Origin of the sequence: Streptomyces sp. NPDC006012, from assembly GCF_042871185.1 — a bacterium.
GTDB lineage: Bacteria > Actinomycetota > Actinomycetes > Streptomycetales > Streptomycetaceae > Streptomyces.
In genome coordinates, this window is the sequence record NZ_JBIAIE010000002.1 from 320,029 (window position 1) to 341,905 (window position 21,877).

The window sequence follows — 21,877 nt, forward strand, 5'->3', positions numbered from 1 at the left end:
TTCAGGTGAGTTGGGCGGCGATGGCTTCGGCCATGGGCGCCGGGACGCCGAGGCGGGCGCGGAGGGTCGGGGTGTCGATCGGAGTGCCGGTGCGGGTGTGGTGTTCGGCGGCGACCTTTCGGGCGTGGTCGACCAGGGCGGCCGGGACTGGGACGGGCGGGCGTTCCGGCAGCGCCTCGATGGTGGGTTGGACATGCGGTGCGGGGGTGGCTTCGGGCTCGTGCTCCTGGTCCTCGATAACGTCAGCGTCGATCTCGCCGGTATCCGCCTTCGGTGCCGAGTGGGCGAGAAGGGTGCCGCCGAGGAAGGCGACGGCGGGCCAACCGGCCACGAGGATCCGCAGCCATGCCGGGACGTCGTTCAGATCGAGGAGGCCGGCGGTGGCGATGTTCGCGCCGAGGGACGCGACGAGGGCGATGACGAACCAGCACCAGGCCGCCGCTTTGGCCGTCCCGGAGCGGAGTCGACGCCATGCGGCGACGAGCAGCAGGTCAACGCTGATCGGGTAGGCCCAGGCTTTCCACCCGTCCTGTCCGGCCGCCATGGCTACGTCATGGAGGTGGGCGAAGGACAGCGCGGCAGCAATGAGCGCTTGGACCAACACGGCGTCGACACGGCCGAGGTGGACGCGCACGGTCCGGCTCCTTTCGGTTTCGGGCATGGGAGGGGTAGGGACATGACGCGAGGTGGTCACGCCGACCGATGCGAGGAACGGACGACGGTCAGTCGGTCACCGGACGCGGCCGGACGACCGGGGCCGGAGTCTCGACCGGGTGTACAGGCACGTGAGGCCGGAAGGGCTTGAGCGAAGGCAGGTCGGGCACCAGGTGCGCCGCCTCCCGGCAGGTCTCGGCGGCATCGCCGAGGGAGAGGTACGGGGTGCGGATGCGGGACCAGCCGCCGGAGGTGTCGCCCGCGACGGCGAGACCGGGCATCTCAGGAGCGATGGCGCAGGCGGCGAAGACCGCTTCGGGGGCGATGTCGCCGAGCGCCATCTTGGCGGAGGCTTCGTCGTTGACGCGGTGGCATACGCGGCCGGTGAGCTGGGCCCGGAGCATGGTGGCGCCCTTGCCGAGTTCGGCGCCGAAGCGCTGCCCGCAGACCTCCAGGTAGATGCCGGCCGCGCGGCCGAGCTGGGCGAGGCGGATGAGCTGGGTGACCATCTCGTCTCGCCGTTCTTCGTCCTTGCGGGTCGCGGTGAGGAAGAGTTCGGCCACCTCGTCGACGAACAGGACAATGGGGGTGGGGCGTTCGCTCTCCGGCAGGCCCCAGATGTCGGAGGTGATCTCCTCGTCCGGGGTGCCGGGCGCGACGCCCTGCCGTTCCTTGATCAGGTCGTATCGGTTCTCCATTTCCTTGACCAGGGCAGGCAGGAGTTCGGCGGCTTCGTCCGGGTCGGTAGCGAGCGCCGAGAGCCTTGCTGCGAACGGCGCCAGTTCGACGCCCCGCTTGCAGTCGATTCCGACGAGGGCGACGGGCTGAGGTGCGAGTCCGGTGATGAGGTGCCGGAGGTACATGGACTTGCCGGACAGGGTTGCGCCGAGGGTGAGTTGGTGGGGAACGGTGCGGTAGTCGCGTACGAAGGGCATGGCATCCTCGCGCAGCGCCACCGGCACCTTGAGGAACCCACCGCCGATCTTGCGAGGCATGCGTACCCGCCGCAGGACGTCGTAGCCGACGAGCCGCAATTCCACGACACCCGGCTTCACCGTGGTGACGTAGACGGCGTGGACTCCCCAGGCGTGCCGCAACCGCTCGGCTGAGGCGGCGACGTCGGCGGGTTCCTGCCCCGGAGCGAGCCGGAGGCGAAACCGTAGCCCGGTCGAGGTGGGACGGAGGATGCCCCGGCGAGGCGGGACCGGCCGGACCTCCCGCCGCGTGGTGGCCTTTACAGCGAGGACCCGCAGCCGGGAGGGCGCGACGGTCAGGCCGCAGGCTTCCATGACGGAGCCGTACGAGCTGAGCAGGCGGACCGTGGATATCGGGCCGCCGACGGCGGACCAGTAGACCGCCGGGTGCTTGGCCCGGGCGTAGGCAGCCCCGCCGCCGAGCGCGGCGACAGGACTACCCACCTCCAGGAGCGTCGTCAGGTCGGTCATCAGGCAGTGGCCCCCATGGCGGCCGGGAACGCAGCCGGAGTGACGGCGGCGGCCCGGTAGGCGATGCCGTGACGCTGCTGCCCGTTGAACACGGACTCCCACGGCCGGGCGACGAGACCGGGGAGCGAGACCGGCGCACCGAGGTTCAGCCCCTCGGAAACGCCGCCCTCCGGCACGGTGACCTTGATCAGGGAAGACTCCCCGTCCTCGATGTAGACGACGCCGATGGTCATCAGCGCCTCACCGCTCACGGCGTCCTTGGCGATCTCGCCGGTCTGCCGGTCGCGGACCTTGGGCTCAGGAGCCTCGGTGAGGAGGATCGTGGCGGCGGAGGTCTCAACACGGATGGTGCGCACAGCACACTTCCTATCTACTCGTCTATACATGTAGCGATCTGCGAACCCGATCTCCCGGGCTCGCGACGATCACCTTGCCACACAACTTGCCCACTCGTCTATACGAGTATGCGTGTTGGGGTGTACGAGTTCGGAGAACTGTGCCCGCGCACCACCGCAAACCATGACGATCAGGTCGCCGGAAGCTGGTACGACAGGACGTAGGCGTCCGCCGCCATGACCGTGTCGCAGACTTCGACGGGCCGTCCCTCGGTGTCGAAGGCGGTACGGATCAGGTGAATGACCGGCACGCCGGAGGCCAGCCGGAGCGTTTTCACCTCGTCGGGCGAAGGCATCCGCGCACGGATCTCCTCTTCGAAGTGGTCGAGGTGGTGGCCCAGCTCTTCCAGCCGGGCGTAGATGCCACCAGGCCCGGGGTTGGGCTCGGCGATCTGCGTACCGCGGGCGATGTCGAGGGGGAGGTAGGAGGTGGCGAACTCGACTGGCCGGCCGTCGAGGAGGTACCGGCGCCGCCGGGCGAGCACGCGCCGCACAGACCCGAGCCGCGTGGAGATGTCCTGGCTGGCCTTCTCTTCCTTGACCTCAAGGCTGTCGACCTGGGGGTGACTGCCGGCCGCATCCGCCTCCACGATGAACGCGGACTTCCCCTGCTCCCGGTGCCGCCGGGCGAACCGGTCGGAGGCGAGTCGCCGTACGGGAGGCCGGGGCCGCACGAACACACCCTTCCCATGCTCGGCATGCACCAGCCCTTCCCCCTGGAGGATGGAGAAGGAGTTCCGGACCGTCATCCGGGAGACTCCGTAGTGCTCGACAAGCTCAGCCTCTGAGGGCAGTTTCTCGCCCTCGCTGAATCGCCCACGGTCGATGGCTTCGCGCAGCTGGTCGGCGATCTGCCGGAAGACCGCACGATCGCTCGTGGGGTCGAGATCTCCGAGGAGGCCCGAAGGAAGAGCAGGGCTCACTTGTACTCCTTTAGGTATCTAGACGAGTGGGCGAGTGTTGTTGCTACGGTGGAGAGCCTAGCCAGCCGAGAGGGCCGAGGAACGTGAGCACAGAACGCCCGCACTCCGTGAGCGTCGCCGGGGTCGTCATAGACGCCCGCGGCCGTGCCCTCCTGATCCAGCGCCGTGACAACGGCAAGTGGGAACCGCCGGGCGGTGTCCTCGAACGCGAGGAGACCATCCCTGAGGCCCTGCAACGCGAAGTCCTCGAAGAGACCGGCATCAAGATCGCCCTTCCGGCGACCCTGACCGGCGTCTACAAGAACATGACGGGCCTGATCGTCTCCCTGGTCTTCCGCTGCAAGGCCGCCGACGGCACGCCCACGACCGGCGACGAGACCCGCGCACTGCGCTGGGCCACCCGCGAAGAAGTCTCCGAACTCGCCGACGAGGCGTACGCCATCCGCGTCCTGGACGCGATGGACGCGGCGTCTCCACCTGCGATCCGCGCCCACGATGGCGTGAAACTCGTCTAGCCCGAACCCGCTGCACATGGCGGCCTACCAGCATGAAGGAACTTGTATGCACGAGTATACGAGTACAGCTCGGGTCTGGGGGCTCAGTTGCCCAGGTTTCCCGGAAGAGGTCAGCCGAGCCCGACGCTGGACCCGCGACATCCTGCGGGGCTCCCCTTTAGCCGACGACGCCGAGCTGATCGTGAGCGAGTTGAGCGCGAACGCGATCCTCCACACGGCCAGCGGTCAGGAGTCGGGCAGCTTCCATCTGGCCCTTGCGGTGTCAGCACAAGTGATCGCGTTGTCGGTCACGGACGACGGAGCCGCCGGCACAGCACCGAAGATCAAGCGCCAGAACCAGGAGGCCGAGCACGGCCGGGGCTTGGGCATGGTCAGCGCGATCGCTCATCGCGTCGTCGTCCACGAGAGCGACGGGGGTTACACGGTCACCGCCGAGTTGTTCGCGGGGCGACCGACCGGAGGCCAACCTTGCTGATGGACAAGCCGCAGCGCGGCTACTGGTGCGAATGCTGGACCGAGGACATCACCGACGGGGGGTGGCCGACCCTCCGGGCATCCTTCGACGCCTACTCCGCGCCCCAAGCAGACAGATGGGTCGCCATCGCACTGCGCACGATCTCACCGGCACTCGACCCCGACGCGTCTCAGGAAGCGTGGGAATGGCTGTACGACGGCCGCATAGCCACGAGGGAAGCCCTCCTGCGAGCCGAGCCCTGCACGGTGACAGTCACCCAGACCAGCACCCGCATCACATGGACGATCCGGCCTGTCGTCTTCCTGCCGCTGGCACACCGGCAAGGCAGCAAACTCCCATCCTGCACACAGGACTTCAAACCGCACACGGCACCTCAGGTGCCCCACACGCCCGACTGAGTTACAACCTTCCTTACTGGTTCAAGGCCCGCGCACGGCGCGGGCGCGCGCCGCCTCTGCGGCGCGGCCTGCCTCCTGTCTGCGCCCCGGCTGGCCGCGCCCGGCGGCGCGCTCGGCGGCTGCGGGCGTGAAGTGGGAGACACCCTCTGTGGCTGGGGCGGTCGGCTCCGCGGCTTTAGGCAGCCACTTTGGGGCGAGCCTCTAAGATCATGGCCCCAACGTCGTGCTTTAACGGGCAGGTCCACAGACTGCCCGACTCGCCGGAAGCTTACGGGGCCATGATCACTCGCCCCAAAGCAGCTCCAGCCCAAAGCCGCTCCGCCGACCTCGCGATGTTGCGCCACAGACCTACGGGGAATTTCTCCGATACCTCTGCTCTTGCGCGTGCAGCATGATCGTAGATCGAATATCGGTCAGCATCGACATTACTTCGTCGTGCAATGTGTCGAACTCGTCGGGATTAGGATAATAATCTCGACCATGAGCAATGGCATTTCGGCCATCGCAGAGTGTTCGGTCAATTAGATTATTCTTTGTGAGAAAGGTGGCTGGATCGAATCCGATGCACTCCAGGATATCCGCGAGCACTGTCGACCGCAGATTGGACTTCGTGTCGACAATGGTATCACGCGGTATGCGGGCGCGGGCATTATCCGGAGTGCGCACAGCCTCCATGAGGGCCAAGATCGCTGACTCATCACCGGAAGCGGATCGGCGATTTAGTTGGTCAAGCACGACTTTCAGGAGGCCGTCGTTCAATTCACCTACTTTCAAACGCCGCTTCGCTACGTAGTCCACATAGACTTGACAGGATTCCTTGACGTAGCCCTCCCAATGGGCGTACAGCAGAGCGATACCGCTACGCGCTAAGGCTCGGGTCAAGGGTGAGTGAGCTGAATTTCTGTAAGCGGCCCGGATTTGAGATTTCAGCGTCTGCAGTTCAATGCGACGCCAGGCCAGCGCATTGTCCAGTCGGTCCTCTAGCTCCCCGATTGTTCTGACTGCCACAGTCAGCCCGCAGAGGAGAAGTACTGACGGGCGTTGAGGATCAGCCTGGGGACCCGGCGACGTGGGCTAACGCCGGTGCCTGAATTCTCCCGAAACTCCGGCGCGACCCAAACAGAATGCACCCGCTCAGCCAGTCGGGCTGCATTATCTTCCCAGAATTCAATATTTGCTGAAACGCCCGAGGTCACGAACTCAAAGGAGGAGATAGAGAACGGTCCAAGGCTCTTCACGCCATTGAAGCGCCTGAAGGCGTCTTCGCCTAGCTGCTCGTTCAAGAGCTTGAATGTGCGCTGGAAGAGCTCAACATCAATGGGTGAATCGCCTGCACTGTACGACTGGGCAGCGTCGCGCATCCACCGCGTTAGGTACTCGCCGTACTCGAGCGGGAGTTCAGTATGCGATCCAGCGAAGGCCGCCTGGCAAAAGAATCGCAAGACGAGCTCTTGCCGGTAGGCTTGACCTTCCTTCTGGTCCGACAACGGGACGCATTCCTTGAAGTCGATGTTTTCGGAAAGCTCAGAAATCCTACTGAACATGTCCGAGTTGAGCATTACGAGGAGGCAGTTTCTTGCTTCCTGGGGAGAAAGTTGGGCTCCCGAGTTCAGGCGCTGGAAGAGGTCGTACTTTGCGTTTTCGTCTGACTCCTTGCGGATGATGCGGAACTCGAGCTTGGCGCGCTTGAAGTCCCTCCGCATGGCGTCAGTGAAGACGTTTCCGCTCTCGGTTGCGACCTCCCAGGTGTAACCCTCGAGGGCCGGAAGATATTCCGTGGGCTGGAGTACTAGAGGCTGTGCCAGTCGATCTTCATGGTCGCGATAAACGCCAACGAATTGAAAGATGGTAGACAGGCGCTGTACACCGTCGATGATGTCCCAGATGCCGTCTCCTCGTTGCGAGACGAAGATAGGCGGAATGGGGATTCCTAGGAGAATAGATTCGATGAGTCGTGACTTTTGATCGTCGTTCCACCTGAAAATCCGCTGGAATTCAGGATGGACGTCAATGTCCCCATCCTTGTAAAGAGACAGCACCTCGCCGATGGACATAGGGTACCCATCGGTGTGAATCTCTTTTGCCTTTGAGGCGATTTGCGCTTCCAGCGACATGCAACCCTCAACTCTCTGACTGTCGTTCCGACATGTTAGCGGGCTCAGTCTCTGAGCGGGCCGGAGCGGGATGCTCCGCCTCCCACCGCTTCTACCGCTACGACAGGACTGTGACGCGGTTCTGCCGCTGTCATGGTGACCGAGTTGCCCCCTCGTGAATCCTTCCTGTGGCTGTCACACAGTTGAGAAGCGGACGATCAAGGGAGGGGACGCTTCCTGTGTGAGTCGAGTGGGCGTCCGGTCGTGCCGTCGGACTGGGCGATCGAGCGATTCGGGCGGACGTCCCTGGGCCGTCCCCGGGCCGTCCGAGGCCGACCAGCGCTGACAGTCGGCACCCACAGGTGACCACCCCCACCCCGCTCCGGCCTGGGCTCCCGGTGATGATCTGCCACACTGGAAGGGTTATGCCTGCACCCGGAGATCTGGCATTTGTCAAGGCCACCGTTGGCGGTGACACCAACGCCTGACACCAACAGCAGCGAACAGCAGCGGTTAGCCAGGGACAGCAGCGAACTGCGGAACGAGGCAAGTAGCGCTTGGGCCGACCCCGAAGGCACCGCGTGATCGACCTGATGAAGCCCGACGCAACGTCTGCGACTTCGGCCCGCCGCATCGGAGGACTGGGCACCATAGCTCTATGCCACGGCGACGCTTGAACGACGACGAGTCCCCCCGCTTCTGTCGCTCGCATGAGGTGGGGGGCCACTCATTGGCCAAGGACCCGGGCTCTTGAGCGAAACCGTCGCGGTGTCTGCGGCGCAGAAGGGTGCTACTTCAAGATCGACAGACGAGGCAGAGTCCGCCAGATAAGCGGTTCGCGCGTTGAGGATGTCCTACGGGCCCACCGTGAGGTGTCGCAGCAGGCAGAGGGGCGACGAAGCGGCCCCTGGCTCAGCGGATCGTTCTACCTCGTCGCCATCTTGGCAACTACAGCCGCCACGATCAGCGCTAGTCGCCTAGCACCCCCGTGGACGGTGCCCGTCGTAATCGTCGGCTCTCTGCTCGGGGTTGGAACGGTTGGTGCACTCCAGCTTCGCCACGACGACAGGCTGAGCGAGCGACGTTTTGTGGATCTCATCAAATTGACCTTTCTGAATGTGCCTGCCCTGCTGCGGCGGTCTCCTCCCCCTGTCGATCCACCACCTAACAGCCAAGGGAACCCCACCAGCCAAGAGGCGCCGCCAGCGTAGGCGCGTGCCAGTCCCGTGCCAGGTGGGCCGGGGAACCACGGGGAACAACGGGGAACCAGTCGCCCACCCATCGGGCCCATAAGCTGTTCCACCGCAGGTCAGCCTCAGAACAAGCCCTGCATACCCTTAGCTTCCCAAGCTGAGAGCGCGAGTTCGATTCTCGTCACCCGCTCCAGCAGAAACCCCCAGGTCGTGGACCCGGGGGTTCTTTGTTGTCTAGACCAGTGGGCGGGTGCCGCACCACTAGCGCACCATTAGCCCGCTGATGACTCCTGCTGGTGGTGCGGGCCACCGTCCTTGTGGTGCTTCGCACGCTCGGAGCGCACCATGCCGTCCAGCCCGGCGGCGACTTCCCGTTGCCGCTCGTCGTCGGAGTGCTGGTAGATCATCGCGGCCTTCTGGGAGGACTGGCCGGCGCGGACCATGAGGTCCTTCAGCGGATTTCCCGTGACCTGCACCCCAGGACAAGCAAATGGTGGCGGTTCACCATGCGCGCCATGTCCACCAACTACGACCGTTCCCCGAGGAGCGGGGGCCTCGTCAGTGAGGTGTGCTCGCCGTCATCGTGGGCCGGGCCATCAGAACACGCCTTTGTACACCTGCCAACCCGAGGCGATCTTCGTGCGGGGCCCGAACGTGCCCGAGCCGTTCCCGGTGTTGCGCCACAGGTTGCCTGAGGTGTCGCGGGAGACGATGTCCGCTTTGCCGTCGCCGGTGATGTCGCCGACGCCCACGACGGCGTTGTACGACGAGCCCCAGCCGGAGGCAACTTTCACACGGGACTTGAATCCGCCGGAGCCGTTGCTGTCGTAGCGCCAGAGGGTGTTGGAACGGTCCTGGGCCAGGAGGTCACCGCGGCCATCGCCGTTGAAGTCGCCGACGCCCACGATTTTCTTGTAGCCGGACCAGTTCCCCGCGATCTTGACCCGCGCAGACAGCTTCCCCGTGCTCGTGCCCTTGTACAGGAACAGTTCTCCCGTGGACGCCTTGCGCGCGATCAGGTCAGGGCGGCCGTCGCCCGTGATGTCGCCGGGCGAGGTCAGCAGGTTGTACTGGTTCCAGCCCGTGCCCAGCGAGGTGTGCGAGGTACTCGTGAGGAAAGCCTGACCGCGCATGGTCCGGTACACCCGCAGCTCGCCGCTGCTGAATCGGACGAGGATGTCGTTGCGCCGGTCGCCGTTGAGGTCGCCGAACGGGACCAGCGTCACGGAGGAGGGCCAGCCCGAAGCGGACATGGCCTTGTCGAAGCCGCCCGTCCGGTTGCCCGGGCGGTAGCTGATGACGCCGGAGGAGCTGAGGGTCAGGGCGTCGCCGATACCGTCGGGCGCCCGGGTGGCACCGTTGGCGAAGTCGTGGCGTACGGCTGCTCCGTCGGACACGTTCACCGTCCGGGTCACCGTCAGCGTCGGCCCTGAACCGTCGGCGGGCGGGGCCGTGAGCTTGAAGGTGTACATGCCGTTGGGGACGAGTCCGCCTGCGGTGTTCCGCGTGTCCCACCGTGCGGTCAGTGTGCCGTCCACCTTCCCGCCGGTGAGCGTGCGGACCACGGCGCCAGTGGCCTTGCTGGTGAGCGTAGCCGTCCAGGAGGCGGCGGGCTTGGAGAGCAGTCCGCGCCACTGCCACCACGGGCTGGCGGCCGCGCTGCTCTCCGACGCGTTGTCGGTCGCCTCGGACTCGACGACGGAGAGTGGCTGGGTGGCGACACCGCTGGGCACCAGGTGGATCCGCTGGTCCGCGTCGACGTAGGCCGCAGGTCCGCCGAACTTGTCCACGGTCCAGGTCACCCCGCGCAGGCTGGAGTTGCCCGCCGCGAGGTCGCCGATCTTGCGGGTGGCCGCGGTGCCGTCGGCGAAGGAGGTGAGGAGGAGCGCGCCGGCCGAGGTGTCGTGCCGGACGAGGTAGCCGTCGCCCAGCACTGCTTGGCCGGACGGGACGGGAATGTTCTTCTTCGCCGTACGGTCCCAGACGCCCGCCGTCGCAGTCGGGCCGCAGGACCAGTAGACCCAGCGGCCGACCGCCTGCAGCTCCTTGGGGACGCACGGGGCGCCGGTGCTGACGGTGTCGGTGACCTTGCCGGTCTTCAGGTCCTTGGCGGTGACGACACCGGTGCCGGAACCCGGCGTCCACAGGCTGGTGCCCCAGACGGAGGCGGCCGTCACGGAGCGGGTGACGATGGGCTCCAGGCTGCTGTAGACGCCGAGGTCGCCCACGTACTGCTTGGCGGGAGAGGCGCCGTTGACGATGGCGTAGCGGCCGGTGATGTCGAGGACGGCCCCGGAGGCCGAGGGCAGGTAGAAGAAACCGGCCTGGTCGTTCTTGTCGAGGGACTGGACGAACGAGCCGACGGGGTCGGACTGCGCGGTGAACGTCACGGCACGGCCGTCGCCGGTGGTGTACGGGCCCACATCGCGGTGGTTCCACTTCCGCCAGGTCGGCGTGCCCGGCGTTCCGTCGGCGGCGATCGCCCGGGTGTAGTAGGCGCCCATGAAGCTGCTGTCGGGCTCATCGGTGGCCAGGGTGCCGTTCTGCAGCGACAACCGGCTGATCTCCGCGGCCACCGGCGGTACGGCGGTCAGCTCCGTCAGCGTCGGGGTGCCCGCCCCGGTGTCGATGACCCGGCGTACCGCCCAATGCCCGGCGTCGGTGCCGCCCACGGCCAGCAGAGTGCCGTCCGGCGCCGTGACGAGGGAACTGTTCGCGTGCCGGAGCAGGGTGACCGGGTCACCACCCGTGAGGGGTACGGCCATCAGCCGCTCGCCGGACGTGTCGGCCGCATCGTAGGAGCCCGTCGGCAGGGAACGGGCCACCACCAGCCAGCGTCCGGCGATGCCCGCGTACGGGGTGCCCTCCGTGCCGGGCAGAGTCACGGTGGTCTCGGCGGCGGAGAGGTCGGTTCGGTCCAGGACGTGTGCCACCGTGCTGTCGGACCGGTACCAGACCAGCCGGTCCGCGCTCAGCGCAACAGCCGTGGGAGCGAGGGACACGGTCACATCGCCGGTGACTCTCGCGGCGTCCAGGTCCACCAGGGCCAGGTGTCGCTCGCCGTTTCCCAGCGCGTAGCCGATGACGGCGGTGCCGCTGTCGCCGCCCAGCACGCTGAAGTTGGCCGTGATTCCGGTCGGCCATCCGGCAACGAGGGTGCCGTCGGTAGGCACGCCGTCGCCGTAGAGCCACAGCACGCGGTTGCCGTCGGCGTCCCGGGCCTGGGTGAGCACATGGGTGCCGAAGGTGGCGCCGTACGCGCCGTGCGTGATGGCGATATCCGTGGTGGCGCCGGCGGACAGGTCCCTGAGAACGACCTTCTGTGTGGGCGAGACGACATCGGTCACGACGTCGGACGACGACCCCAGGTATGCGGGGAGTTCGAGTCGGGCCAGGTCGCCCAGCTCGGTCGTCGTACCGGTGTCGTACGACGTCCACAGGTAGCCCGAACGACCCTCCTGGACGTGCAGATAGCCACTGGGGCCAGCGCTGTGGATCCGGTCCCTGCGCGGCATGTAGCGGTCCGCCTGGAAGACTTTCTCCGCCGGGAGGGCGGCGCCGACAACGTTGTCTGCGTCAGCCGTGACGGCGAACGGGCCGGGACCGGCGGTCACGGTGAGAACCGCCAACACGGCGACAACGCCACGGGCGGTGGTACGACGGGCCATCGTCGCCTCCTGGGCCTCGCAACAGAAAAGGCATGACGGGACGGCGACCGCCGATCAGGCGCGCGTCTACAGCGCTGCGGAAATGCCCAGCCCCCCGGCTGCCCCCCATGCAAAGCGGCACGAGAATAGCAGCAAGCAAGCCCAGACACCTCAGGGGTGTACCCGGGGAAAGAAAGCACGAAGTGGCTCACACGTCAGCCACCACGCGGGGGTCGGAGCTCAGTTTGCTTCCGCAGGATGGCGTGTTGGGCAACGGACGCCCACCGGCGTAATGCCGGACCCGCGGGCATCACGGAGTGGCCCACGGCGCTGCGGTGACCAAGTGCGGTGGGCGAGCGGGAGCAGAAGGAAGCCGAGCGTCGGGCAACGACCGCGGCTTCCGGACCGAACCACAAACTGGGTTTGGTGCGTCGCCCAAGCAGGCCCGGATTGCGCAAGCCCGTCCGACCCACCTCCGCCCCGAATCGTTCGTCCGCCGCTGAACCGCACTCCATGTGCTCCTGCAATCGCGGCCTTCCGGCCAGCTCTCGCTTCCAGAGGTTGCGTGCTCTTCGGCCACCCAGAAGACCGCCCCGCGCCTCCGAGTCGTCAGCGCGCCCATGGCGTGCCCATAAGGCCAGGCCATCGGGCCCCTTCTCGGCGAACCAGGCGAGATGCTGTTTCACCTCCTTGTGGAGGAACGCCGGGAGAACGACGGCACGGACGCCCGCGTCGGACTTGGTTTCGCCAGGAGCACGCTTGCCGTTGGTCCGCTCCGGCTCGGCGACGCGAACGCGGATCACAAGGTTGTCGACATCGACGTCCCGGCGGCGGAGGCCGGCCAGTTCCTCGGGCCGCATCGGACCGTACGCGCCGAGGTGGACCATGAGGCGCCGGGGAATAGGCGACGGTGGCGATACGGCGTTCGGCAGCCGACTCCTTGCCCGCGCCCTTGATCCGGCACGGATTGCGGCTGATCAAGTCGTCATCGACAGCCGTCTCAAGGATGCCCTTGAGGAGGCGGTACGCCTTGGCGACGGTCGCCTTGGCCTCGGTGGTACGAAGCCGCTCAGCGCGCCACTCACGGACGCGAGGAGCGGTGATCTCATCGAGGTCGAGCGCGCCGAAGGCGGGAAGGACGTAGAGCCGCAGGAGGTGCTTGTACAGGTCCTCAGTCCGAACGGCCAACTCCCGTTCTTCGACCATTTCTCTGCGTAGACGCGGAAGTTGACTGCCCCGGCGTCCGGAGCACGCCAGTCCCCGCGGCTGAGGTCTGCCTCCACCTGGGACAGCCAGACTCGGCACCGGGACGGAGGAGGCGCCGTTCGCGGCCGCGGGTGTGCAGTGGTGTGCGCGGGGAGCTTCCGTCCCGTCCGCCGTCGACCCAGACAGAGCCGAGCAGACATGGCCCCTGAGGTCAAAGACCCCGTACCTGGCTGGTTCGGGGCCTTTGGTGGGGTGCTCAGGGTGCTACTTGGTGATCGTCACCGTCGTCTGGGCGGTTGCGGGCGTGCGCTGGCCGTCGCCCTTGTACGTGGCGGTGTAGGTGATGTCACCCGTCTCGCGCGGGCGTTCCGTGAACGTGAACTCGCCCGTCGCCGTGGAGATGGGGAAGGTGCCGGCCGGCGTGCCGGTCGGGTGTTCCGCGTCCGTGCGGGTCACTTGCACCGTCGTGCCTGCCGGGTAGGGCTCCGCTGCTGACAGCCGGCCAGTGATGGTCAGGTCCTTGCCCTTGCGGGAGGTTTCGGGGGCCTGGAAGCTGAGGGTGGTGTCCAGCTTGCCGGCGTCCGGAAGGACGTGGAGTGTGGGGGCGCTGCCGTAGGACAGGCCCGTGATCGCGAAGAGGCGGTTCTCGTCCGGGGCCCAGGCGAGGCCGTCGCGCTGGAGGTCGTTCACGGCGTATTCGCGGAACGACGGCCAGGTGGAACCCGGGCGATAGGTTTTTACGAAGTCGCCGGTCGCGCCCGTCGCCACCGTTCCGTCTGCCGCCACGGCCACCGCGTTAGGGAACTGCCAGCTTGAGTAGGAGCCGTTCGACGACAGGTCCGACAGGCGGACGATCTGGTGGTCGTACGGGTTGTTCGCCGCTACGACGATGCTCTGGCCGTCCGCCGTCACCGCGAAGTCGTTGAGGTACGAGATCGATGGCGACGAGGTGAAGAGGCGCTCGGTGCGCTTCTGCAGGCCGCCGTTCGCCGTGTCGTAGACCGCCAGGGTGGCCGGGCTGGCGCCCTCCTCGCCCGCCACCAGGACGTTCGGGTCGGCGGGGGATGACGCCAGGGCCGGGGCGTAGTACCAGTAACGGCCGCTCGGGACGAGCGTCGCCGCCGGGGCCGGAGAGGCTACGTCGAGCGAGCCGATGCCGCCGCTGCTGCCGACCGTGTAGCCGAACCACAGCTTGCCGCCCGCCAGCGCCAGGGTCTGGGGCGAGGTGTCCGCGCCGGTCGGGTAGCGGTTGGTCTCGGTGAGGGTGGCGGTGTCGATCTCGGCGATCGCGTCGGCCGTCGACAGGGCCACGTACAGCTTGCTGGAATCCGCCGAGAGCACGAGGCCCGCGGCCCCTTCCTCGGTGGTGATCCGCTGGACAACCGCGCCCGCGTAGTCGGTGACGACGATGCTGCCGCCGGCCGGGTCGCTGACGAACACCCGGTCGTGCACTCCGTCGACGATGATGTCCCGGAACGAGGCGCTGGGCAGCGCCACGCTCGTCTCTTCGGCCGCGGCCGTCGCCGTCCCCGCCCCGATCAGGGTCAGTGAGCCGATCAGTGCCGCTGCCACCGCGACGGCCGTGCCTTTGTGGATGTGCAAGTTAACGAAACCTCCTCGGAGTTGGGGCGGCCGTTTTCGACTACCCGTTCGAAGAGCGCAGGGCGGTGGGTATGTGTCACTGGGAGGCGGTCGGGGTCCGGAGGCGGTGAGCATCGCCGCGTGCCCGACGACCAGGGCGCACCACAATCGCACCGGGTCAGGCGGGAAACAGCGGGGAATCACGGTGAAATCAGCCAAGCCCGTCCAGGCTGCGCCCCGCAGCATTCGCCCAGGTCAGCGCTCCAACCAGGCGCACATGGCCGCAGCTTCCCAAGCTGAGAGCGCGAGTTCGGTTCTCGTCACCCGGTCCAGGAGAAACCCCCAGGCCAGAGGCCCGGGGGTTCTTTTTTGTCTATCGTGATCAGTCGTCGCGTGCCAGATTCGCGCCAGAAGGCTCAGCGGTCGCCTTCCGGCCCGCGACTCGGGCCGTCCGGACGATCGCGTCGAGGCCGGCGGCGACCTCTTCCTGTCGATCGTCGTCGGAGTGCGGGCGCCCGGTTGTCCAGAGCGATGGCGTGATCGAACGCCGGCACGGGACGCTCGCCGGCATCGGCCGAGCCATGTACATGCCCCACGCATCGTTCGTGACCCGGGTGTGTGCTCTTCTCGGCGATGTCGGGCAGCACCTGCGCGGCTGTGGTCAAGTGTGTGCGGCAGGACAACGCGTGTCGGGCACAGGGGAGTTCAACGAAGCGTGCGCGAGCCGCCGTCAGCGCATTCCGGACTTTCGTCTCCGATCGAGACACGCAGGATGTGGGCCCGGATGCGCCCGGTCAGAGTGGTACTTAGGCTGGAACACGTTCACCCCCAACGACATCGATTGGGGGTACGGAGGTCCCGATGACGAAACAGTTGTCGGCGGCGGCCGGGGTGAAGCACTGAGTGCGGGTGCCCGGTGCCATGTGCGACCGACTGGCAGCCGGACGCTTCGCGGCGCAACATGGCGGTCGCGTAGTAGGCGGTGCGCTACGGACCGTGTCCGGGGTCGTTCAGGTGACGCCTCGCCCGGTGTCCGCAAAAGGGCGGGAACGCGGCGGCGGGCCGTCGGAATTCGCCGGGACTGCCGGCGCGGGCGACGCCGGCGGAAAGAGGCTGCCGGCCGGGGCCAGGACGCTCGCCAACGACGCCGGTCGGCACGGGTTCCTCGGTGCGGCACCTGCACCCGGGGAGGCCGCTCACCGTTACATGTTCGTCGTTCATGCGCTGGACACGCCCCGTCTCGACATCACCACGGAGGCGACCCCCGCATGGCCCGGATTCCGGCTCGTGACCCACGGCCTGGCACGAGCCAGGCTCACGCCGGTGTTCGGGATCCCGGCCTGATGCGGAGCAAGGCTGCGAGCGAGAAAGAAAGAAGCCGAGTTCCCCGGCGAGCCAGGTGGGGACAAGGAGGTGGAGATCGATGGCGAAAGTACTCTTCATCGTCAGTGGGGCTACCTACTGGGTACTCAAGGACGGCACCAGGTATGCGACCGGCTACTGGGCCGAGGAGTTCGCGATGCCGTACAAGGCGGTCACGGACGCCGGCCATGAGGTCGTGGTCGCGACGCCGGGCGGTGTGACTCCGAACGTCGACATGATGAGCCTGCGTCCCTCCATGGCCGGAGGAGAAAAGGGGGCTCTGGAGCTGGAGGAGATCATCCGTTCCGCGGAGGCGATGCGTCGGCCGCTCAAACTGTCGGATGTCCGCCTGGAGGACTACGACGCGGTGTACCTGCCCGGCGGTCATGGCCCGATGTCGGACCTTGCCTACGACGCCGACATCGGCCGGCTGCTGACGGCCCAGCTGGCCTCCGGTAAGCCGTTGGCGATCGTGTGCCATGCCCCCGCGTCGCTCCTGGCCACCAGGATTCACGGCGAGTCGCCCTTCAAGGGGTACCGCGTGACGGGCTTCACCAACGAGGAGGAGGAAGCTGTGGGCCTGGCGTCCAGGGCACCGTGGCTGCTGGAAGACGAGCTGAAGGACAAGGTGGGCGTCGAGTACAGCCGCGGTCCCGTCTGGGAGCCGTACCTGGTCGAGGACCGCAACCTCATCACCGGACAGAACCCTCACTCGGCGGGGGTTCTGGCGGATCGCCTACTGGACATCCTCAAGTGAGGAGACCCGGAGCCGTCGCCGCACTGGCAGCCGGCCGCCCATGAACACAGGTGAACGCCCTTGTACACGCACCCGCCTCCCACCCCCGCAGTTGGAAAGCGTGCACCTGTCATCAGCCCTGGCCAGAAGTGGTACGCGGTCGGCGCTGGCAGGTCACTGCTTGGCCATCGACGAAGCCCAGCCGTCGGTTAGGTCCCGGACGAGTCTCCGGGCCGCCCCCAGACAGGCCGGGGATGCAACCATTCCCTTCAGAGCTGGAACCCCCGGAAGCCGACCGCGCGCTGAGACGATAGCCGCAGGCACTGACAATGGGTCCTGAGGGCGATCGGCCGTCAGCGGTGCGAGTTCAGCAGGTGTCTGGTCGTGCGGGGCCCGGCAGGGTCTGCCGGACGCCGGTGCACGCCACCAGCGTGCTGCCGTCCTCGTCGAGAAACAGCATGAAAACCCATGAGCCGTCGGCAGTTCTTATCTGGCCCAGTCGAACCGGTCGGCCGTATAGGTCCAGGCGTTGCACGGCCCACGCCAAGCCGGAGGTCTCGATGTCCCTCCGGCGGGTGAGACGGAGTCGGCGACCGTAGACCTTCGCAAGCAACTCGGCCGACGACGTCCCGTCCCAGACGACGTGAGAAGCGCCGGCGCGGAGGGCAGCCAAGGCGGCCGACGACGTCTCGTCACCACCGCCCAGCAGGCGTTCCAGGTGCTCCCTCTCCATGACCTCACCCCCGGACCGGATCCTGCTGTACAGCAACGAGGTACAGCAACCCCAGCAACCGCCAGCAGCCAACACCGGCCGCCACACGCCTCCCCGTAGCCCGTATGACCTCCAATGACCGATCTCTGTAGAGCTACGGATCAGAGGGCTGCCGACTGGGCGTGCACCTGTGGGTTCTCTGGCCGGGTAGCTGCCTTTGGCCCGTGAACGGCAGAAACAGTTGGGTCGACGCAGCAGCTTCGTGTGCTTTGGGGTGGGGCCTGACGACTGTGGCGTTCCGCCTCATCGGCATGGTCATCAGCGACTCCAAGAGCTGGCCGACGTGCGCCGGGATTGCGGCCGTTGCCACCGCAACCGGGGAACTTTCGGAGCGCTGGCACCGGCGCCGCCGAAGACGGAAGTTGCAGGTGGCCAACGGCACCGAGTCCGAGGCAGGCCGCACCACAGACGCACCGGATTGATGGAGAAGGACCAGGTCAGAGACCTGGGCCTCGGTTATTGCCTAGATCAACTCGGCGCCGATATGCCCCACATGGCGGCTGTCACGCATCGGCCTCCGTGACAGGCGACGGACAGAACTTCAGGCGCCGGCCACGCATGGTCAGTGGCGTCCTGCGACATCGCCCCATCGGGGCTCGCGCCCTCGTCAGCTCACCGGACGACGGACAGGTGGGACCGGTTCGCCTTGCCGATGCGCTGTTGCCCTTCGCCCTTCTGCGTGGTGACGACGAGACCGAAGGCGAGGTCATCGGGCGCTGCGTACCGGGGCGGGACTTCACGCGAATTCAGGGGCAGGCGCCAGACGTTGGGGCGCGCGCTCCAGGCGGAAGTCGCCGGTCAGTCGGTTCGGTGTGGCGGCCCGTAAAGGTCGTCGAGGCGGAGCCGTGCGGGCGGAGGCAGGGACGGGACGCCGTCCGTGGCCCGGCAAGACTGGAGGAAGTAGGCGAGCAGGCGGCGAGAGGCGGCCAGGGACGCCTCCGGGGACTGTCGCACGACGCCGCTGTTCGCCAGGAGCAGGAGGGTGACGTCGCTGGGATCGAAGTCCTTGCGCAATCGCCCTGTGTTCTTCGCGCGTTGCACCAGCTGGGCGAGTCCTGCCTCGGCGCGGGCGCGCTCACGATGAAGGCCGGGATCGCCGGGAGACTCGCCGAGGAACGCGGCGCTGAACCCGCGGTCTTCGGCCTGCATCCTGCACACCTTGGCGAGGGCGGAGCAGAGACCGCGCCAGGGATCGTCGTCCCGTAGGGCCTCGTCCAGGGCTGCGACGCACTCGGTGAGCTGCTCGGAGAACGCCGCCGCGATCAGCGAGCCCCGGGTCGGGAAGTGCCGGTAGAGGGTGGCGGCGCCGACGCCGGCCCTGCGGGCGATGGTGCTGGAGGGTACGTCGGTGCCGTTGAGCGCGTACGCCTCGCGGGCGGCCTGGAGGAGCTGGGCACGGTTGTGCCGTGCGTCGGCTCGCTGCCCCCTGACGGGGGTCTCGGCGGTGGACGAGGACTGGTTTCGAGACGGCTGAACAGGCATGTCTCTCACTTAACCACAAATGGAAGAGGTCATCCGTTTATCGGGTTAGCGTGCTCTGGTGCCGCGGCATCGAGGTCACCGAGGACGTCTGAGCCTCGTTGTCCGGCAGCCTCTTTCCCTTTCATGCGCGACAGAACGCTACGAGGAGACATCATGCGTGCAGTAGAGATCACCGAATTCGGTGGCCCGGAGAACCTCAAGCTGGTCGAGCGGCCGGACCCGACCGCCGAGCCGGGCCATGCCGTAGTGGCGGTGGAAGCGGCCGGGGTCGGCTTTTTCGATGTTCTGCTGCGGCAGGGCGCCAAGCCCGACGTCGGCACCGGCGCCGTACCCGGTCTGGAGGTGGCGGGCACGGTGGTCGAGGTCGGTTCGCAGGACGACGCCAGGTGGGTGGGACGCCGGGTCTTCGCGACGACCGGACACGGCGGCGGCTACAGCGACCGTGCCATGGTGCCCGTCGAATCTCTCGTAGAACTGCCGGAGGACGTGTCGTCCCATGACGCGGTGGCGCTCGGGGTGAATTCCCTGGTCGCCGCGGCAAGCGTGGAAAGGGCCGGCGTCAAGGCGGGCGAGCGGGTGCTCGTTCGCGGCGCCGGTGGCGGGATCGGCGTGCTCACCACCCAGTTCGCGGCCGCTCGGGGTGCGACGGTGATCGCCTCCGTTCCCGACCGGTCCGTCGCGGAGCGACTGTACGACCTGGGGGCCGCCGAAGTCGTGGGCGTGGACGCGGTCGACCCGGGCCCGGACGGCCGCTATCACGCCGTCATCGACATCGTCGCCGGTGCTGACGTGGCCGACTTCATCCCCCTGCTCCGCCCGAACGGCAGGTACGTGATCAGTGGTGTCGTCGGGGGTGCCCCCACCCCCGATTTCGGGATGGCACTGTTCGCGAACTTCCAGCAGTCCTGGACCATCTCGGCTCTCAGTCTCTCCAGTGCACCGTCGAAGACCGCCGCCGAGACCTTCGCGCTCCTCTTCGCCGACTTGCGGGAAGGCCGGCTGAAGCCGGTGCTGCACAGCACCTTCCCGCTGGACGAAGCCGCGGTCGCGCACACTCTGCTGGAGTCCCGCGCCGTCTTCGGCAAGATCGTTCTGACCGTCTGATCCGGCCGTCGCCGTCCTTGTCGGGGTAGCAGACGACGGAGGGGAACCACGGTGAAAGCGACCGGCCCGACGGGGACGCATCGTGGCCGTTCACCCAGGTCAGCGGTTCCACCGGCCGCAAATGCCCACAGCTCCCCAATCCAGGACCGGGGTTTCCTGAGTTCGGGAAACCCCGCGCTGACGGCCGGTCAGTGTTCGTGGGGCTCGTCCCGGTGGACCGGGCCGTGCGGGTCCGCGCAGTGCCCGGTGTCGTCCAGAGGCAGCAGTCCGCGGACGCCGGGCAGGGCACCTTGCAGCACCGGGGCCTGGGCGTGGTCGACCTGGAGGGTGGTGTGGATGATGTCGTGGTCCTTGCGCAGGAGTTCCCCCAGGTCGCGGCGGACGGCGTGGCAGTCGCCGCCGGGCTCGACCAGGATGTGGGCGGAGAGAGCGGCCTGACCGGAGGTGATCTGCCAGACGTGCAGGTCGTGCACCTCGACGACGTTCGGCTCGGCTACCAGCTTGTCGCCGAGGGCGTCCGGATCGATGGTGGCCGGCGCCGCTTCCAGGAAGATGCGGCCGGACTCGCGCAGCAGCCCGTAGCCGGCCTTGAACATGAGGGCGACGACCACGAGGGTGGCGATCGCGTCGGCTCGGGTGAAGCCGGTCAGGACGACGATCAGCGCGGCGACCGCGGTGCCGACGAAGGCGAACAGGTCGTTGAGGATGTGCTGGTAGGCGCCCTCGACGTTCAGCGAGGAGCGGTTGGCCTTGGAGAGACACCAGGTCGCGGCCACGTTCACGGCGATCCCGGCGAGAGCGGTGACGAGCATCAGGCCGCCCTCGACCTCGGGCGGGTCGATCAGCCGGCGGACCGCCTCGTATGCCAACCAGGCACCGAGCAGGAGCAGGGTCAGTCCGTTGGCCTGGGCGGAGAGGATCTCGGCGCGCTTGAGGCCGTAGGTGAAACCGCCCTTGGCCGGGCGGGCCGCCAGCCGCATCGCGATCAGGGCGAGGACGATCGAGGCGGCGTCGGTGAGCATGTGTGCCGCGTCGGAGATCAGCGCCAGGGACTGGGCGACGACTCCGATGACGACCTCTACCGCCATGAACGCGGCGATGAGGGTGAGCGCGATGGCCAGCCAGCGGCGGTCGGCGTCCGCCGAGACGCCGTGGGAGTGTCCGGTGTGGCCGCCCCCGCCGTGGTCGTGTCCCGATCCGTGCCCGTGGTCGTGGTCGCTCATGCCGACGCCTTCCCCCTCGTGCCGGGTGTCCTGAAGGCAGTGAAACGCACGTCCGCACGAATCGCCAAAGGCTGCACCGGTGACCGTTGTCATGACCGTTAACACGGCGCTGACCTGCGGGAACTCGCCGCACCTGCCAGCCGCGCTCCCCGCAGCGGCGCAAGGGGAACCGGACGGGCCGCGCGAGATGCTGCTGAAGCCCCGCGACGGCGGACCGGCTGGCCGTCGCCCTGCCCGCCGCCCTCGGGCTCGCCCTGCTCGCCGGCTTCGCCTTCCATGTCACAAGGGCCCGGCGAGCACGGACCCGGCACCGCGAGGCCGTCGACCTGGTGGGCCGCCGTGCCACCCGGCTGGGTGCCACCGTCCTGCCGTACGACGTCCCCGTCGCGTACTGTCTTCCCGGCCGCCACCCACACGTCGTCGTCAGCGACGCGGCCGTACGCGAACTCACCGCCGAGCCGCTGGCCGCCGTACTGGAACACGAACGGCGCCACATCGCGGGGCGGCATCACCTGGCCCTGGCCGTCGCGGAGGCGTTCCACTCGGTGTTCCGCCGGCTGCCGCTCACCCGTCACGGCCGTCAGCAGACCGCGCTGCTGCTGGAGATGGCCGCCGACGCCACGTCCCGGCCCTGAGCCCCGCCGCTCCCCGTTATTACTAAGTTAATTAGCAA

Annotated in this window: 20 protein-coding genes; 8 read left to right on the forward strand and 12 right to left on the reverse strand. The window is 67.5% G+C overall.

Annotation, left to right across the window (positions count from 1 at the left end; translation table 11 throughout):
* Position 1 precedes the first annotated feature (1 nt).
* The 4 genes from ACFYPJ_RS05620 to ACFYPJ_RS05635 form a co-directional block, all read right to left on the reverse strand.
* Entirely contained in the window at positions 2-634 is a 633-nt protein-coding gene (locus ACFYPJ_RS05620; RefSeq protein ID WP_389010929.1) for a DUF2637 domain-containing protein, read from the reverse strand.
* An 88-nt stretch (positions 635-722) separates the two neighbouring features.
* Entirely contained in the window at positions 723-2,099 is a 1,377-nt protein-coding gene (locus ACFYPJ_RS05625; RefSeq protein WP_389010932.1) for an FtsK/SpoIIIE domain-containing protein, read from the reverse strand.
* Entirely contained in the window at positions 2,099-2,455 is a 357-nt protein-coding gene (locus tag ACFYPJ_RS05630) for a hypothetical protein (RefSeq protein ID WP_031059703.1), read from the reverse strand. The genes ACFYPJ_RS05625 and ACFYPJ_RS05630 overlap by 1 nt, the downstream gene beginning before the upstream one ends.
* A gap of 170 nt (positions 2,456-2,625) precedes the next feature.
* Positions 2,626-3,417: a GntR family transcriptional regulator gene (locus ACFYPJ_RS05635; RefSeq protein ID WP_389010935.1), complete on the reverse strand. Its 792-nt coding sequence runs from the start codon at positions 3,415-3,417 to the stop codon at positions 2,626-2,628.
* Positions 3,418-3,524: 107 nt separating this feature from the next.
* On the opposite strand from ACFYPJ_RS05635, the gene ACFYPJ_RS05640 reads away from it, so the two are divergent.
* From ACFYPJ_RS05640 to ACFYPJ_RS05650, 3 genes are read left to right on the forward strand one after another with little or no spacing between them, the layout of a single operon-like run.
* Positions 3,525-3,932, forward strand: coding sequence for an NUDIX hydrolase (locus ACFYPJ_RS05640; protein WP_389011602.1), 408 nt, complete (start codon positions 3,525-3,527; stop codon positions 3,930-3,932).
* Between the two features lie 46 nt (positions 3,933-3,978).
* Positions 3,979-4,407: an ATP-binding protein gene (locus tag ACFYPJ_RS05645; protein WP_389010938.1), complete on the forward strand. Its 429-nt coding sequence runs from the start codon at positions 3,979-3,981 to the stop codon at positions 4,405-4,407.
* The gene (locus ACFYPJ_RS05650) at positions 4,407-4,805 is read left to right on the forward strand and encodes a hypothetical protein (RefSeq protein ID WP_389010940.1); all 399 of its coding nucleotides are present in this window, start codon (positions 4,407-4,409) and stop codon (positions 4,803-4,805) included. Before ACFYPJ_RS05645 ends, ACFYPJ_RS05650 begins: the two co-directional genes overlap by 1 nt.
* Positions 4,806-5,153: 348 nt before the next feature.
* Here the strand turns inward: ACFYPJ_RS05650 and ACFYPJ_RS05655 are convergent, their stop codons facing one another.
* From ACFYPJ_RS05655 to ACFYPJ_RS05670, 4 genes are all read right to left on the reverse strand, one after another.
* The gene (locus ACFYPJ_RS05655) at positions 5,154-5,813 is read right to left on the reverse strand and encodes an MAE_28990/MAE_18760 family HEPN-like nuclease (protein WP_389010943.1); all 660 of its coding nucleotides are present in this window, start codon (positions 5,811-5,813) and stop codon (positions 5,154-5,156) included.
* A gap of 2 nt (positions 5,814-5,815) precedes the next feature.
* The gene (locus tag ACFYPJ_RS05660) at positions 5,816-6,919 is read right to left on the reverse strand and encodes a DUF262 domain-containing protein (RefSeq protein ID WP_389010946.1); all 1,104 of its coding nucleotides are present in this window, start codon (positions 6,917-6,919) and stop codon (positions 5,816-5,818) included.
* Positions 6,920-8,363: 1,444 nt separating this feature from the next.
* Positions 8,364-8,567, reverse strand: coding sequence for a hypothetical protein (locus tag ACFYPJ_RS05665; protein WP_389010949.1), 204 nt, complete (start codon positions 8,565-8,567; stop codon positions 8,364-8,366).
* A gap of 120 nt (positions 8,568-8,687) precedes the next feature.
* Positions 8,688-11,759: an FG-GAP-like repeat-containing protein gene (locus ACFYPJ_RS05670; RefSeq protein ID WP_389010952.1), complete on the reverse strand. Its 3,072-nt coding sequence runs from the start codon at positions 11,757-11,759 to the stop codon at positions 8,688-8,690.
* Between the two features lie 864 nt (positions 11,760-12,623).
* On the opposite strand from ACFYPJ_RS05670, the gene ACFYPJ_RS05675 reads away from it, so the two are divergent.
* Positions 12,624-12,956 carry a hypothetical protein gene (locus ACFYPJ_RS05675; protein WP_389010955.1) on the forward strand — a complete coding sequence of 111 codons (333 nt, stop codon included), beginning with the start codon at positions 12,624-12,626 and terminating at the stop codon, positions 12,954-12,956.
* Between the two features lie 252 nt (positions 12,957-13,208).
* Here ACFYPJ_RS05675 and ACFYPJ_RS05680 read toward each other — a convergent pair whose 3' ends face one another.
* Positions 13,209-14,546, reverse strand: a complete 1,338-nt coding sequence (locus tag ACFYPJ_RS05680; protein WP_389010958.1) for a YncE family protein — start codon at positions 14,544-14,546, stop codon at positions 13,209-13,211.
* Positions 14,547-15,554: 1,008 nt separating this feature from the next.
* On the opposite strand from ACFYPJ_RS05680, the gene ACFYPJ_RS05685 reads away from it, so the two are divergent.
* Both ACFYPJ_RS05685 and ACFYPJ_RS05690 read left to right on the forward strand, forming a co-directional pair.
* A complete protein-coding gene (locus ACFYPJ_RS05685) occupies positions 15,555-15,869 on the forward strand; it encodes a hypothetical protein (RefSeq protein WP_389010961.1) in 315 nt (104 codons plus the stop codon).
* A 79-nt stretch (positions 15,870-15,948) separates the two neighbouring features.
* On the forward strand, positions 15,949-16,644 hold the full coding sequence (locus ACFYPJ_RS05690; protein WP_389010963.1) for a type 1 glutamine amidotransferase domain-containing protein: 696 nt from the start codon (positions 15,949-15,951) through the stop codon (positions 16,642-16,644).
* Positions 16,645-16,990: 346 nt separating this feature from the next.
* Here the strand turns inward: ACFYPJ_RS05690 and ACFYPJ_RS05695 are convergent, their stop codons facing one another.
* Together ACFYPJ_RS05695 and ACFYPJ_RS05700 are read right to left on the reverse strand one after the other, a co-directional pair.
* Positions 16,991-17,356 (reverse strand): hypothetical protein, encoded by a 366-nt coding sequence (locus ACFYPJ_RS05695; RefSeq protein WP_389010966.1) that lies wholly within the window; start codon positions 17,354-17,356, stop codon positions 16,991-16,993.
* A gap of 837 nt (positions 17,357-18,193) precedes the next feature.
* Complete coding sequence (locus tag ACFYPJ_RS05700) at positions 18,194-18,877, reverse strand: TetR/AcrR family transcriptional regulator (RefSeq protein WP_389010969.1); 684 nt, start codon at positions 18,875-18,877, stop codon at positions 18,194-18,196.
* A gap of 153 nt (positions 18,878-19,030) precedes the next feature.
* Between ACFYPJ_RS05700 and ACFYPJ_RS05705 the strand changes: the two genes are divergently transcribed.
* On the forward strand, positions 19,031-19,981 hold the full coding sequence (locus tag ACFYPJ_RS05705) for a zinc-binding alcohol dehydrogenase family protein (RefSeq protein ID WP_389010972.1): 951 nt from the start codon (positions 19,031-19,033) through the stop codon (positions 19,979-19,981).
* A 188-nt stretch (positions 19,982-20,169) separates the two neighbouring features.
* Here the strand turns inward: ACFYPJ_RS05705 and ACFYPJ_RS05710 are convergent, their stop codons facing one another.
* Complete coding sequence (locus tag ACFYPJ_RS05710; protein ID WP_389010975.1) at positions 20,170-21,204, reverse strand: cation diffusion facilitator family transporter; 1,035 nt, start codon at positions 21,202-21,204, stop codon at positions 20,170-20,172.
* Between the two features lie 254 nt (positions 21,205-21,458).
* Between ACFYPJ_RS05710 and ACFYPJ_RS05715 the strand changes: the two genes are divergently transcribed.
* Positions 21,459-21,839, forward strand: a complete 381-nt coding sequence (locus ACFYPJ_RS05715; RefSeq protein ID WP_389011605.1) for a M56 family metallopeptidase — start codon at positions 21,459-21,461, stop codon at positions 21,837-21,839.
* The last annotated feature ends 38 nt before the right edge of the window (positions 21,840-21,877 follow it).

Coding starts and splice junctions, on each gene's coding strand:
- ACFYPJ_RS05625 (WP_389010932.1), bottom strand. CDS start 2,099: ATGACCGACCTGACGACGCTCCTGGAGGTGGGTAGTCCTGTCGCCGCG.
- ACFYPJ_RS05645 (WP_389010938.1), top strand. CDS start 3,979: ATGCACGAGTATACGAGTACAGCTCGGGTCTGGGGGCTCAGTTGCCCA.
- ACFYPJ_RS05650 (WP_389010940.1), top strand. CDS start 4,407: ATGGACAAGCCGCAGCGCGGCTACTGGTGCGAATGCTGGACCGAGGAC.
- ACFYPJ_RS05660 (WP_389010946.1), bottom strand. CDS start 6,919: ATGTCGCTGGAAGCGCAAATCGCCTCAAAGGCAAAAGAGATTCACACC.
- ACFYPJ_RS05670 (WP_389010952.1), bottom strand. CDS start 11,759: ATGGCCCGTCGTACCACCGCCCGTGGCGTTGTCGCCGTGTTGGCGGTT.
- ACFYPJ_RS05675 (WP_389010955.1), top strand. CDS start 12,624: ATGAGGCGCCGGGGAATAGGCGACGGTGGCGATACGGCGTTCGGCAGC.
- ACFYPJ_RS05690 (WP_389010963.1), top strand. CDS start 15,949: ATGGCGAAAGTACTCTTCATCGTCAGTGGGGCTACCTACTGGGTACTC.
- ACFYPJ_RS05695 (WP_389010966.1), bottom strand. CDS start 17,356: ATGGAGAGGGAGCACCTGGAACGCCTGCTGGGCGGTGGTGACGAGACG.
- ACFYPJ_RS05700 (WP_389010969.1), bottom strand. CDS start 18,877: ATGCCTGTTCAGCCGTCTCGAAACCAGTCCTCGTCCACCGCCGAGACC.
- ACFYPJ_RS05705 (WP_389010972.1), top strand. CDS start 19,031: ATGCGTGCAGTAGAGATCACCGAATTCGGTGGCCCGGAGAACCTCAAG.
- ACFYPJ_RS05710 (WP_389010975.1), bottom strand. CDS start 21,204: ATGAGCGACCACGACCACGGGCACGGATCGGGACACGACCACGGCGGG.